12 protein-coding genes and 1 pseudogene are annotated in these 13,467 nt (G+C 57.7%); 10 read left to right on the top strand and 3 right to left on the bottom strand.

Translation table 11 applies throughout. From position 1 onward, the window contains the following. Positions 1-13: 13 nt before the first annotated feature. Together WLO32_RS09810 and WLO32_RS09805 are read left to right on the top strand one after the other, a co-directional pair. Complete coding sequence (locus WLO32_RS09810; protein WP_435948128.1) at positions 14-985, top strand: LacI family DNA-binding transcriptional regulator; 972 nt, start codon at positions 14-16, stop codon at positions 983-985. A gap of 362 nt (positions 986-1,347) precedes the next feature. Then, positions 1,348-3,079 (top strand): annotated as a pseudogene (locus tag WLO32_RS09805) (ABC-F family ATP-binding cassette domain-containing protein). A 106-nt stretch (positions 3,080-3,185) separates the two neighbouring features. Here WLO32_RS09805 and WLO32_RS09800 read toward each other — a convergent pair. Both WLO32_RS09800 and WLO32_RS09795 read right to left on the bottom strand, forming a co-directional pair. Continuing rightward, positions 3,186-4,148, bottom strand: coding sequence for a YhfZ family protein (locus tag WLO32_RS09800; RefSeq protein WP_435948127.1), 963 nt, complete (start codon positions 4,146-4,148; stop codon positions 3,186-3,188). Positions 4,149-4,163: 15 nt separating this feature from the next. Beyond that, complete coding sequence (locus tag WLO32_RS09795; protein ID WP_435948126.1) at positions 4,164-5,015, bottom strand: class I fructose-bisphosphate aldolase; 852 nt, start codon at positions 5,013-5,015, stop codon at positions 4,164-4,166. A gap of 166 nt (positions 5,016-5,181) precedes the next feature. Here WLO32_RS09795 and WLO32_RS09790 point away from each other — a divergent pair, with 166 nt between their 5' ends. From WLO32_RS09790 to WLO32_RS09755, 8 genes are read left to right on the top strand one after another with little or no spacing between them, the layout of a single operon-like run. Next, positions 5,182-6,579 (top strand): FAD-binding oxidoreductase, encoded by a 1,398-nt coding sequence (locus tag WLO32_RS09790; protein ID WP_435948125.1) that lies wholly within the window; start codon positions 5,182-5,184, stop codon positions 6,577-6,579. A gap of 15 nt (positions 6,580-6,594) precedes the next feature. Then, positions 6,595-7,938, top strand: coding sequence for an FGGY-family carbohydrate kinase (locus WLO32_RS09785; RefSeq protein WP_435948124.1), 1,344 nt, complete (start codon positions 6,595-6,597; stop codon positions 7,936-7,938). Next, positions 7,935-8,522, top strand: a complete 588-nt coding sequence (locus WLO32_RS09780) for a hypothetical protein (RefSeq protein WP_435948360.1) — start codon at positions 7,935-7,937, stop codon at positions 8,520-8,522. Before WLO32_RS09785 ends, WLO32_RS09780 begins: the two co-directional genes overlap by 4 nt. Then, a complete protein-coding gene (locus WLO32_RS09775; RefSeq protein WP_435948276.1) occupies positions 8,413-8,877 on the top strand; it encodes a PfkB family carbohydrate kinase in 465 nt (154 codons plus the stop codon). Before WLO32_RS09780 ends, WLO32_RS09775 begins: the two co-directional genes overlap by 110 nt. Before the next feature lie 36 nt (positions 8,878-8,913). After that, entirely contained in the window at positions 8,914-10,296 is a 1,383-nt protein-coding gene (locus WLO32_RS09770) for a sugar porter family MFS transporter (protein WP_435948123.1), read from the top strand. Positions 10,297-10,354: 58 nt separating this feature from the next. Next, positions 10,355-10,858: an RbsD/FucU domain-containing protein gene (locus WLO32_RS09765; RefSeq protein ID WP_435948122.1), complete on the top strand. Its 504-nt coding sequence runs from the start codon at positions 10,355-10,357 to the stop codon at positions 10,856-10,858. A 12-nt stretch (positions 10,859-10,870) separates the two neighbouring features. Beyond that, a complete protein-coding gene (locus WLO32_RS09760) occupies positions 10,871-11,479 on the top strand; it encodes an MFS transporter (RefSeq protein WP_435948121.1) in 609 nt (202 codons plus the stop codon). Next, complete coding sequence (locus tag WLO32_RS09755) at positions 11,406-12,254, top strand: MFS transporter (RefSeq protein WP_435948120.1); 849 nt, start codon at positions 11,406-11,408, stop codon at positions 12,252-12,254. Before WLO32_RS09760 ends, WLO32_RS09755 begins: the two co-directional genes overlap by 74 nt. Positions 12,255-12,304: 50 nt before the next feature. Here WLO32_RS09755 and WLO32_RS09750 read toward each other — a convergent pair whose 3' ends face one another. Then, entirely contained in the window at positions 12,305-13,423 is a 1,119-nt protein-coding gene (locus WLO32_RS09750; RefSeq protein ID WP_435948119.1) for a cobalamin-independent methionine synthase II family protein, read from the bottom strand. Between the last annotated feature and the right edge of the window lie 44 nt (positions 13,424-13,467).

The raw sequence follows: 13,467 nt of genomic DNA, 5'->3' as shown, positions 1-13,467 counted from the left end.
CCAAAGGATCAGCATGTCGATAGATAAAGTGGCTCGTCTTGCAGGGGTTTCCACCGCTACCGTTTCCAGAGTGCTGAACGGCAATCCGGGCGTAAAGGCCGATACCCGCGAGAAGGTGCTGGCGGCCATTGAGTCATGCGATTACCAGCCGAACCTCCTCGCCCGCCAGCTGCGCACCGCCCGCAGCCGCATGCTGCTGGTGCTGGTTTCCAATATCACCAACCCCTTCTGCGCGCGCGTGGTTCGCGGTATTGAAGAGGAAGCGGAGAAGCACGGCTACCACATTTTGCTGTGTAATTCTGAATCCCGCCTGACGCGCGAATCCGCCTACCTGCAGCTGCTGAGCGGCAAGGTTGTCGATGGCGTGATCACTATGGACGCCATCAGCTGCTTGCCGGGCTTAACGACGCTTATCGGCGATTCGCCCTGGGTACAGTGCGGCGAAGGCGATCCGGCGTTCAACGCATCCTGCGTAACCATCGATAATTTCAAGGCCGCCGCCGCTGCGGTCGATCACCTCGCCAGCGCTGGCTATAAACGTATCGCGCTCATTAACGGCGACCTGCGCTATCTGTATTCGCAGCAGCGCGAAGCGGGATACCGGGCGGGCCGCGGCTTAGGCTGGCAGGCCGTGGTGTATGCGGACAGCCTGGAATACCAGGCGGGCGTGCAGGCCATGGCGGAGCTGTTCACCATGCCCGAGCCGCCGGACGCGGTTTTTGCTATCTCCGATGCGCTGGCCGGCGGCGCGCTGCATTACGCCCACGAGCACGGGCTGCGCGTACCGGAAGACGTGGCGATTATGGGCTTTGACGGCGTGCCTTTTGGCGCGGTCACCACCCCGCCGCTCACCACCGTTGAACAGCCGATGCACCAGCTTGGCGTGCGCAGCGTGCAGCTGCTGCTGGAGAGAATCGATAACCCGCAGGCGGAAAGGGTAAATGAGATCCTTGACTGGAAGCTGGTGGTCAGGGGATCGGTTTAAAGACCGAGCGCTTTGCACAGGAAGAGATCCGCAGGCCCGAGCGGCTTTCCGTTGCCGCCCTGATACAACCTCTCTGCCGTCCCGGGCAAAATTTAACAGGTGGCCAGTCGGCCGTTTTATGCCTACAATTCGCACACCCATCAACTTGCTGAATATAAGGAGGATCCCATGCTGTCTTGTGAACGCTTTAACCGTTCGCATACTTTTGGCGATCGTCATAGCTCAAGCGTTATCGATAGCGTGCTGCGATAACTTCGGCTTGAGCGAAGATCACCAAAACTATCCCTTCCCTCAGGCTTACTGAGTTGTCGTCAGTTTTATAGACGAAGGCGTTTTACGCCTGTAACTCTTGAGTAAGCACTATGACAACCTTATTAAACGCCCGGGCTCTTAGCCTCGACACGCCTTTTGGCCCGCTGCTGGCCGACATTAACTTTACGCTTAAAAAAGGCGACCGGCTGGGTTTAATCGGCCATAACGGCTGCGGCAAAAGCACCCTGCTAAAGCTGCTCGACGGCTCGATTTCGCCCAACAGCGGCAGCGTGACCCGCGCGCACCAGTGCCTGATGGCGCGCGTAGAGCAGCATCTTCCGGAATCGCTCCATCCCCTTAACATGCTGGATGCGGTGCTGGCGCGCATTGACGAGCCAGCGCGCCTGGGCGATAGCTGGCGTGCTGAAGCCCTGCTTGCCGACATGGGCTTTAGCGAGGCGGACCGGCATCTCACCGCGGGCGCGCTAAGCGGCGGCCAGCATACCCGCCTGCTGCTGGCACGTGCGCTGATAACCGAACCGGATCTGCTGCTGCTTGATGAACCCAGTAACTACCTCGACCTGCCGACGCTGCTGTGGCTCGAGCGGTTTCTGCGCGGCTGGAACGGCAGCTTTGTGCTGGTTTCCCACGACCAACACCTACTGGACAACGTCACCAACGGCACGTGGATTTTGCGCGACCGCACGCTGAGCTTCTTCCAACTGTCCTGCTCCGCGGCGCGGGCAGCCCTTGACGAGCGAGACCGGACGCAGGCCCATCGCCACCAGGCAGAGCAAAAAGAGATCGACCGCATTGCTGCCAGCGCGAAACGGCTGGCGATATGGGGGCGCGTATACGATAACGAGGATCTGGCGCGCAAGGCTAAGCAGATGGAAAAACGCATCGACAAGCTAAAGGACGGGCAAACAGAGCCGAGCGCCGGTCATCCGTGGCAGCTTGTCCTGCATGGCGAAAGGCTCCAGGCCGACCGGCTGCTGGAGATGGAAAACCTGCGCGTGCGCCCCGCACCTGACGCCGAACCGCTATTCCACCTGCCGTTACAGCGCGTGAAAAGCGGCGATCGCGTGGCGATAATCGGCCGCAACGGCTGCGGTAAGTCTTCTTTGCTGCGCCTGCTCTGGCGGCATTACCAGCAACCGGAAAGTGATGAGAATATCCGTGTTGCATTCTCGTGCGCAGATGGGCTATTACGACCAGACGCTGCACCAGCTGCGGGATAACGACACGCTGACCGAAGCCCTCGAACCTTTTGCATCGCTGAGCGAACAGGAGCGTAAGCTGGCGCTGATCGGTGCCGGTTTCCCCTGGCTGCGCCATCAGCAGACCGTCAGTACCCTGAGCGGCGGCGAGCGTTCACGCCTGCTGTTTGTCGGGCTGACGCTTGCCCGCTATTCACTGCTGATGCTCGATGAGCCGACCAATCACCTGGATATGGAGGGCAAAGAGGCGCTGACCGCAGCGCTGCAGAGCTTCGAAGGCGGCGTGCTGCTGGTCACGCACGATCGCTCGCTCATCGCCAGTAGCTGCAACCGTTTCTGGCTGATTGATAACGGCGAGCTAAGCGAATGGCACGATCTGGAACAGCTTTATGCGCGGCTTAGCTTCGAAGAGAGCGGCGAACGGATTGCGGCACTTGTCGAGCCGTCAGCTGAAAACAAAGCGATCAATAACGAAGCGGATTTATTGCTGGAACGGCTGGTGGAGCTGGAAAAACGGCTGGCTGAGGATCTGGCGCGTAAGGAGAAACACCAGAAACCGGTCCTGCAGCTGGCGTGGCGTAGAGAAATTGCCGCGCTGGCTGCGAGGCTGGCGCTGGAGTAAACATCAATGCCATCGGCGGATGGCGCCGCCGCTTATCCGCCCTGTGAAAGCTGAAGTAAATCCTCTGATAGCGGACGGCAAGGATGCTTGCCGCCATCACCGTATCTCAGAGAAAACGTAGCGCTACGGGCACGCTGTTGAAATGTGTGCTGTCGTGGTCCACGGGCGCCATAGCCTGTTCTCTGAGCAAAGTTAAGTCCAGCTGACGCAACAGCTGGGCTACGGGCGAGGCGGAGCGCACAACCAGCACGGCGCTGGAGATAGCCTCTGCCATCTCCAGCGATTCGGGTTTATCCAGCGGATGAATCAACAGTCCCACTTTATCAAGCGGTATAAGGGAGGTTTCCTGGTGCCAGACGCCGGTATCCACCTCTCCCTGAAAGACCAGCCGGGGCAGCAGCGTAAAATCGACTTCCACATACTCGTGTTCCTGTTCGGGGAACTGCGCCCGCGTGAGCCGCTGGTGATCGCTTGAATGGCAGTCAATCCCCACGCGCGGACGGCTACCACGACCCCCCTCGTCTCTTTCGACAACCACCAGGCTTCCCGGCCGGTAATAGCTGCCGCAGCCGACCTCAAACATTTCCCAGGACTGCGTCAGCGAATCCGCCAGCAGCATCTGCGCCGAGCCGGAAGAGAGCAAAACGATATCCGCTGCACCGCGTTCAAGGGCGGCAAGACGAGAATGCGCGCCGCGCAGGTAGCTCGCCGTCGCGACCACATCCCACTGGCTACACTGTTGCGCAAAGGCACAGGCAATTTGTGTCGCCTCCCGGGAGCCGCGGGGCGGGAGAAGGATATGCACCGGCGGCATACGCGCCGCATCCCAGAGCAGGGAAAAATGCCAGGAGACCACGAAGGTCCCCTGATGACCGCGGGAAACAAGGTTGACGGCGCCAGATTTTTTCAGCTCCTGCAGGGCCTTTTGCACCGTGCCGGAGCCTATTTCCAGCACCTCCTGAAACCAGGAGGTGATGGGCAAACGCCCACCCAGCCCGCGGGAGATGATAGTGCGGGCAATAAAGGCTACCGGGGAAAGCTGTTTAACATTATCAGTAATGACCGTCATTGTTTCCGTCAACCCTTATCCTTCCAGAAGCCGTGACGCCTGCCCGACGCTTTGCTTTTCATGCACCACCGCATTTAACGCGCGGAGAACCCCGGCGGGATGCTGCGCACGGAAAATGCGTCGTCCAAACATCACTCCTTTCGCGCCTGCCCGCATGGCGTCGGCCGCCAGCTGCAGCGTAGCCTGCGGATCCTCACCGCCTGCGCCGCCGGCAAGCAATACCGGAGTATAGCAAGTGCTTGTTACCGCTGCAAAATCATCCACGGAGCCGGGCCAAAGCGCCTTCACCAGATCGGCGCCGATATCTGCCGCAATGCGGCAATACATGCTCATCACCTTCGCACTAAGCGCGTCCGGATCGATGCCTTCCAGCGCGGAACGCGGCTCGATAATCAGCGCAATACCGTGCCGTTCGCAGTCGCGGGCAATGCGCGTGTTGCGGACAATCTCCGCCTGCTCCAGCGCGGTGTCCTTCTGGCCCAGATACATGTAGGTCATCACCGCGTCGATACCGCAGGCCGCCACTTCGCTAATATCCGCCAGCTGCGCCAGGACGCCTTCCGATCGCCCGTCCTTCCCCGGCGTGTAGATGCCGCGCGCATGGTTCTTCCAGTCCAGGTGAAGGACAAAGCCGGGCCGGTCGCGGCCCACGTAAGTCTTTTCAACCAGCGGGATCATCCCCGGCGACACCATTACCCCATCGGCACCGCGTAGCTGGGTAAAGACTGATTCAATTTCACCGCGCGTTTTCAGGCCGGATGGCGGGCCTGCCATCACGCCGTGCGATGCCGCGACGACCACTGCGCAGCCTGTTTCCGGACGTAAAATACGACCCAGTCGAACAGCTTTTCCGGTGCGGGAATCCATGTTGATCTCCTTCACAAAGTTGTCAAAACGGTTAAATGCAATTTGCAGATTTCTGCAAATTGATCGTATATTAGCCTTCAACACGATGTCAATGAATTATGCCCCGTCTGATTTTGCCTGACAAATTCAGCGGGGAGCCTCTAAAAGTTGTGCACAAGGAGTAGGTATGTCCAACGTTTTGCAGCTGGTTGCCGCACTGAAAAAAATCGTGCCTGAAAAGCAGGTATTAACGGATGCGGATTCGCTTCAGGCATCCAGCCACGATACCTGGCCGCTGTCCACCAAACTCAGGCGTTTAGGCTGCCATGCTTATCAGGCGGATGTTGTGGTGAAGGCCACTGAAGAACGGCATATCCAGCAGATTCTGGCCCTTGCGACCGAAAACGATACGCCGGTGACGCCGCGCGCCCTTGCCTCCTCCGTGACCGGCCAGCCGCTGCCGACCCGCGGGGGAATCGTGCTGGATCTCAGTGAAATGGCGCAGAACAGAGAAATCAACACCACTAATATGACGGTGGAAGTTTCCACCGGCTACAACGGCGGCAGGCTTGAAGACGAACTGCAGGAGATGGGCTGGACGCTGGGACATTCTCCCCAGTCGCTTTATCAGTCAAGCGTCGGCGGCTGGCTGTCCACGCTGGCAACCGGGCAATTTTCTTCCTATTACGGCGGCATTGAGGATTTAATTACCGCATACACGGTGATTCTCGCCACCGGCGAGCGCGTGCGTCTGAAAGCCTCCCCCCGCGCTGCGATGGGCCCGGACCTGCGCCAGCTGTTCATCGGCGCGGAAGGCACACTCGGCGTTGTAACCTCCGTTCAGCTAAAGATGTTCCCGCTGCCCCAGACGCGGCTTTTCGACACCCTTGAGCTGCCTTCCGTCGAGGCGGGACTGAATATCATGCGCGAACAGGCAATGGCCGGCTTGCGTCCTTTCCTTCTGCGCCTGTACGACACGGCTGAGGCGCGCCACGCCATGCAAAACCCCGACCAGGGTAAACCGGTGATGTTTCTCGGCACCCAGGGCGTTGACGCCGTGGCCCATGCGGAAATGGACGCCTTCTTAGCTATCAGCAGACGTCACGGCGGAAAATCGCTGGGCGGCGAAGGCGCGCTGAAATGGATGGATCGGCGCTTCGATTTTTCAACGGTGGAAAAACTGCTCGACAGCGATGGCGGCTTCGCCGAGACCATTGAGGTTGCTCATACCTGGGACGGTATCGCCGGCCTCTATCATGACTTAACCCAAACGCTGCACCCCCTTGCCGGCGAGGTGCTGTCGCATTTCTCCCACGTCTATCCACAGGGCACATCTATGTACATGATCCTGCTTGGACGCGAAGAAAACGATACGGCAGCGGTAGAAAAACTCCGTACTATCTGGCGCGAAACCATGCGCGTATGCCTTGAGCATAAGGCCGAACTGTCGCATCACCACGGCGGCGGGCTGGTTCGCTCTCCGTATGCGCGAGAGTCGCTGGGTTCGGCGCATCTGCTGCTTCGGCGGGTAAAACACGCCCTCGATCCGAACGGCATTCTTAATCCCGGCAAACTGGGGCTTTAACTGGGGGCAGTCACGATGTGGTTTCTCGGCATTGATATCGGCACGACCCATATAAAAATCATCGGCATCGCTCAGGAAGGCGCGCTGCTGCCGGTGAAAAAGTGCCGCACGCCCGTCCTTTGTCGCGACGGGCTGACGTTTCATGATGCAGGCGCGGTGTGGCAAACCCTGTCCACATTAATTGTGGAGTATGCGCAACAGGAGGCAAAAGCCTGTGGCCCGCTGGCGGCAATATCGATCGGGACCTTTGGCCAGGAGGAGTCGGTGGCCGTCAACGCCCGCGGCGAGGTGATCTACCCTTCTCTGGCATGGTGGGAGAAATATCCGCAGACGGCGCTTGCGCAAGAGACGCATCGGTGGCTGGACAGCCGGGAGCACTATGCTGTTTCAGGCATGCGCTCGCGCCCAAACCAGACTCCGGAACGCCTTAGCTGGCTGCGCAGGCACCATCCGGACATCTGGAAAGAGATTGCTCAGTGGGTCGATTTCGGCAGCTATGTCGCCTGGCGGCTTACGGGCGAATGGCGCGCCAGCAGCTCGCAAATCACCCATTCTCAATGCTTCGATCTCCAGTCCATGCGGCCACATGAGCCAACGTTAGAGATACTCGGGTTGTGGCCGGAGCTTTTCGCGAAAATCTCAGGCGCCGCAGAGCACTGCGGCGAAATTCTGGCGACGAGCCTTCCGGGCGTCGCGCTCTGTCCCGCGGCCTGCGTGTTTACCGGCGGCCACGATCAGATAGTAGGCGCCTGGGCGGTACAAAGCCGCCAGCCCACCCACGTTTTTGACTCGATTGGCACCTCCGAATATCTGATGGTGCTCACGCCGCGCTTCCCGGATACCGCCACCGCCTGGCAACTGGGCGTGGATATCGAACGCACCTGGCAGCCCGGCGAGTATGTGATGGGCTGCGCCACCCCTTCCGGCAAGATCGTTCAGACGCTGGCGGAACTGCTCTATGAAGGTGACTACGACAGGTTATTTAGCGACTTATTGCTCGAAGGCGGCAGGACGGAACTGGCGGTTTCGATTGATGAAGATGAGGCACAAGGATTGCTTTCTGTGCACCATTTAAATGCCGGCGTGAAGCCGGCGGACCTCGTTCAGGCGACGCTTAACAACATCGCAGACCGTACCTGGCTGCTGCTCAATCGCATGTGTGAAATCGGCGGCATTCGCCCGCAGGACGCGGTGCTGATGGGCTCGCTATTCCAGCGTGCTGAAATGCTTGAGCATCGCAGGCGCCGTTGGGAAATGCCGCTTTTCGTAAGCAACCTTGCCGAACCTGTCGCCACGGGCGCCGCCGCCATCGCCCGCGAAAGCTGGCTTATCGCCACCAATCAGGAGAATCGACTGTGAACGTGATTATCGCTTCGCTGAATACGGCCATAGAACGTTTGCTGCTCGTGGAGAGCCAGCGGCCCGGAAAGGTGCACCGCCTGCTGGATGATAAAACCCTGGCGGGGGGCAAAGGGGTGAACGTGGCAAGAGTGCTGCTTCAGCTTCGTCAGCATCTGGACAAGGCGCCTGCACCGCTGCTGGTAGGTTTTTTGGGCGGCGCGACGGGCCGCCTTTGCCGAGAGCTGCTGGCGCAGGAGAAGCTGCCCGGCCGCTGGTGCGAGACCGCCGCCAGCACGCGGATATGCGAAGTGGTCACCGAGCTGGTTTCCCCGCAGTCTGCCAGCGTGTATAACGCCACAGGGCCGGAAGTGCGCAAGGAGGAGCTCTTCAGGCTGCACGAAATGCTTGCCGAAGAGATGGAGCAGGCCCTGCGCCGTTATCTGTACCGGCTCGCTGGCGAAAAACATCATGCCGGACGAGTATGGCCGCTGGATAACCCTTGCGAAAAACCGGGGGGCGCTAACCCTGCTGGATACGCACGGAACGGCGCTGCTGCAGTCCGCCGCAGCCTTGCCGGACATCATAAAAATCAACCGCGATGAGCTGCTGCAGGCCGGCGGGATGTCGGGAAATAATCTTCCCGCGGCCTGGCTTGCGCAGGGTGTTCGATGCGTGATTATTACCGATGGCCGGGAGCCTACGCTCGCGCTGACCCCGGAGGGCAGTTATGAAATCACTCCGCCAGTGGTCGATACCATAAGTCCGGTTGGTAGCGGAGACGCCTACTGCGCGGGGCTCATCGCAAGCCTCCTCGCCCGGCCCGGCGCGGCCTGGAAAGATCACCTCACGCTTGCGGCCGCCTGCGGAGCTTCAAACGCCACAAGCCCGACGGCGGGTCTCGCCGCAGATATTTCACTGTCTGAATTACAACAACGTTGCACGGTTCGCGCCGTGTAATTCCCTACGCCCACTCGCCTGTTAACGGAGAGTACTATGGTCAGTCATGCGCACGTCACTGCAAAAAATGCCTGGATGCGTAACGTTCTGTTGATTTCATTCGTTACCGCCGTCGGCGGGTTTCTTTTTGGATTTGATAACGGCAGTATTTCCGGCTCGGTCGGCTTTCTGCAAAGCCGCTTCGCGCTTGATGCGAACGGCATCGGCTGGGTTACGTCATCTATTATTATCGGCTGTATCGTCGGCGTTGCGCTGGCGGGCCCGCTTTCGGACGCCATCGGCCGCAGAAAGGTGCTGCTGCTGACCGCGCTGATTTTTATCTTCGGGGTGCTGGGCCAGGCGCTGGCGTCCTCTGCTGAAATGCTGGTGTGGTATCGCATTCTCGTCGGCGTCGGCATCGGCGTTGAAACCACTATCGCCCCGCTCTACATCGCGGAAGTTTCCCCGGCCCATATCCGTGGGCGGCTGGTCTCGCTTAATCAGCTGTTTAACTGCGTCGGCAACCTGGCGATCTTCTCTATCGCCGCCGTTATCGCAAGCAGCGCCAGCGAAGCCTGGAACATTGAATACGGCTGGCGGGCGATCTTCGCCGCCGGCATCGTCCCGGCCATCGTTTTTCTCTTTCTGCTGATAAAAGTCCCCGAGAGCCCGCGCTGGCTGGTTCGAAAAGGGCGCCATGAGGCGGGGCTTGCGGTACTGCGCAAAATTAACCCTGACGAGAACGCGGCCAGAGAGCAGCTGGAAACAATCAAAACGGCTCTGCAAAGCGAGAATCCCTCTCGCCTGAGCGAACTGCTCAAACCTCGCCTGCGTAAAGCGCTGATCGTGGGCTTCGGCGTAGCCCTGTTCCAGCAGATCACCGGCATCAACGCCATCTTCTACTATGCGCCGGAAATTTTTAAAACGGCGGGCGTGGACGTCAGCGGCGCGATGTCCTTTACCGTGCTGATTGGCATGATGCTGGTGGTTTCGACGCTGGTTTCGATGTGGATAATCGATAAGGCGGGCCGCCGCACGCTGCTTATTTTTGGCTCTGTCGGCATGGCCGCGACGCTTGGCGGCATCGGGTTGCTTTTCCGCTCGACCGAAGCGCATACCACCCTGCTGCTGGTGTTGATTCTGGCCTACGTGGCGATCTTCGCCGTTTCATACGGCACGGTCGCCTACGTAATAATCTCGGAAATTTTCCCCATCAGCGTACGCGGCATTGCGGTTTCCATTGCCACCTTCGCCCTGTGGGGCGGAAACTTCTTTGTTTCCAGGTTCTTCCCCGTTTTAGTGGAAAATATAAGCGCTGCGAACACCTTCTTTATTTTCGCCGGCATAGCGGTTATTGCCTTAATTTTCGTGCTGGCGATGGTGCCGGAAACAAAAGGAAAAACGCTCGAAGAAATAGAGCTGGAAATGCACATTAAATAGTTAACAAACCTGAATAACAAATTATAAAAACACACCCTGCAACCCTCAGGAGAATATCATGAGACCTGGTAAAGTATTGCATCCGCAAATTGCCGCCGCCCTCGCATGCCTCGGGCACGGCGACATTGTGCTGGTTACCGACGCTGGCGCGCCTATCCCTGCTGATACGCAAAGAATCGATCTTGCTTTTTGTGCCGGCAGCGTGGACCTGCTGGAAATATTACGGGTTTTACGGCAGGAGATTTTTATTGAGAACGTTATTTTCGCCGCTGAGGTTCCGGATAATAACCCCGTACTTATGGCGCAGGTAACGGATATTTTTACCGGTTCCGGAACGGACTTTACTTTAATTCCGCACGCGCGGCTCGTGGCGGATATTTATAAAAAAGCCAGGTTCGTTATTCGTTCCGGCTCGCTGATGCCGTGGGGCAATTTTGCCCTTGTTGCCAGCACCGATCCTGACGCCTGGTTTGACAGCACCATGAAAATTATTCCTGAGTACGTAGAAAGATCCGAAAGGATTAAACACAACGCGGCCCCACGGATATTGAAAGCTCACTGACGGGTGTAAACCATGAATACGACATATTCCACAAGCTACCGGCTGTCGCTGATTGCCTCGCTTGCCGGGCTGCTGTACGGCTTCGACTCCGCCGTGGTGTCCGGTGCAATAGTGCATATCAGCAACTATTTTTCTCTTGATGCGATGGGCACCGGCTGGGCGGTATCTTCGGTTGTCCTTGGCTTTATGATTGGCGCCTTCAGCGGCCAGTTTATTAATAACGCCCTGGGCCGAAAAAAGTCCTTAATCATTACCGGATTTTTAGTCTTTATCGCCGGCATTTTTACCGCCTTCCCGTACAACTTCACTATGTTTATTCTGTTCAGAATCATCGGCGGTATTGGCGTCGGGTTAGGCTCTGCAACCGCGCCGGTCTATATAGGCGAAATTTCAGCGCAAAAAATTCGCGGTAAGGCGCTGGGCTTTTATCAGATGATGATCGCCTTTGGCATTCTTAGCGTTTATCTGGTCAACGCGCTGGTTGCCAGCTGGATAACGGATGCAGACTGGGGAACAAACTATTCCTGGCGCTTTATGCTGGGGGGCCATGGCGCTTCCTGGCTGCCTGTTTATGATCCTCGCATTCTTCCTGCCAGAATCACCCCGCTGGTTGATGAATAAAAGCAGAGAAAGCGAAGCCGAGGAGATTATTAACCACATTAATGGCAAAGATTTTGACAGCAAAAAGGCCATCGCAGAAATAAAACACTCTTTCCGAAACGCAAATACCTCAGCAGCGAAAGAATCACTGCTGACAGGCAAATACCGGCGCGTCTCTTTTGTTATTCTTGCCATGGCGCTGCTGGCTAATCTTTGCGGTATTAACGCCGTTTTATATTACGGCAACGTTTTATTTGAAAATATCGGTATCGCCAGTGAAAAAACGGCTTACTATCAGCAGATTGTTGTGGGCATCGCGTTCTTTGCCGCGGCGGTATGGGCCGTCTATAACGTTGAGAAATACGGCCGCAGAAAACTGCTGATTATGGGATCTTTTGTCTGCTTCGTGTCCATCACGCTGCTGGGTATATTAATCCTGATGGGGGTGACCAGTCTCTTTATGCTGTTGCTGATGATTATTTATATCCTGTTTTTTGGCGGCACCATCGGCCCTGTTTTGTGGATAATCATTCCGGAACTGGCACCGAATATTCTGCGCGACAAACTGATGTCCTGGGCTACGTTTCTTATCTGGACGGGCAGTTTTATCGTCTCGCAAACCTTCCCCATGTTAACCAACAGCGCAACGCTGAACGCGATATTTAACGGCAGCTTCCCGTTCTTCCTGTACGGCCTGTGCTGCCTGCTGTGGTTTTTACTGAACGTCTTTTTTGTCACCGAGACAAAAGATAAATCCCTTGAGCAAATCAGCGCGGAGATGTGTGAGAGTACCTAGCCGTTAACGCAAGGCCGCCTTCTTTTTTAGCCAGAAAGCGGCCCTGTCGCTTACCAGACCTTCTCAGCAATGCTGGTGACCAGACGCACCTTGTCCCACTGCTGGGCGGGCGTCAGGCTGTTGCCCTCCTCCGTGGACGCAAAGCCGCACTGCGGGCTGAGGCAAATCTGGCTGATATCGACAAATTTCGCCGCTTCGTTAATGCGCGCCTGAATCTGCTCGGGGTTTTCCAGCTCGCCGTTTTTAGTGGTGATAAGCCCCAGCACAACCTGCTGTTTGCCGGGACGCACAAAGCGCAGCGGCGCAAAATCGCCCGAGCGGTCGTTGTCGTATTCAAGGAAGAAGGCGTCCACGTTCACGGTGCCAAATAGCACCTCCGCTACCGGCTCGTAGCCCCCTTCGGAGATCCAGGTTGAACGGAAATTACCGCGGCAGACGTGCAGGCCGATAGTCAGATCGTCCGGCTTGCCTTCCAGCGCCTTATTCAGCACGCGGGCATAGATTTTCGCCAGCTCATCAGGATCGTCGCCGCGTTCGCGAATTTCTTTGCGCTGCGCGTCTGAGCACAGGTACGCCCAGACGGTGTCGTCCAGCTGCAGATAACGGCAGCCCACCGCGTAAAACGCCTGAATGGCATCGCGCCAGGCGGTGGCGAGATCGTCAAAATACTCGTTCAAATCGGGATACACGCTGCTGTCAATGGCGTTACGACCGCCGCGGAAATGCAGCACGCTGGGGCTTGGAATGGTCATTTTCGGCACCGCGTTGCCGCTGACGCTCTTCAGGAAGCGAAAATCTTCCAGCATCGGATGTTCGCCAAAGGCAACTTTGCCGACAACGCGCACGCTGTGAGTTTTAGTCTGTACGCCGTTAAACTGAATGCCCTGCTCCGACTCGTAACGTTCAACGCCCTGCAGGCCGTCAAAGAAGTCAAAGTGCCACCACGCGCGGCGGAACTCGCCGTCGGTCACCACGTGCAGGCCGCACGCGCACTGCTGCTCTACCGAAGCGCGAATGGCTTCATCTTCAACTTTACGCAGCTGCTGCGCGGTGATGTCGCCGGCGGCGAACTGCAGGCGGGCTTCCTTAATGGCGTCCGGGCGTAAAAAGCTGCCGACGATATCCGCGCGGAACGGGGCGTGATTACGCTGCTGCGTGTGGTGCGACATGTAAATTCTCCTGATGACCCGGCCAGTTGATTTAGCAGGGTGAT

It is taken from the genome of Dryocola mayonis (genome assembly GCF_051307045.1).
Taxonomy (GTDB): Bacteria; Pseudomonadota; Gammaproteobacteria; order Enterobacterales; family Enterobacteriaceae; genus Dryocola.
Note: the sequence above shows the minus strand (reverse complement) of the source record. Positions and strands in the feature narration are given on the sequence as shown.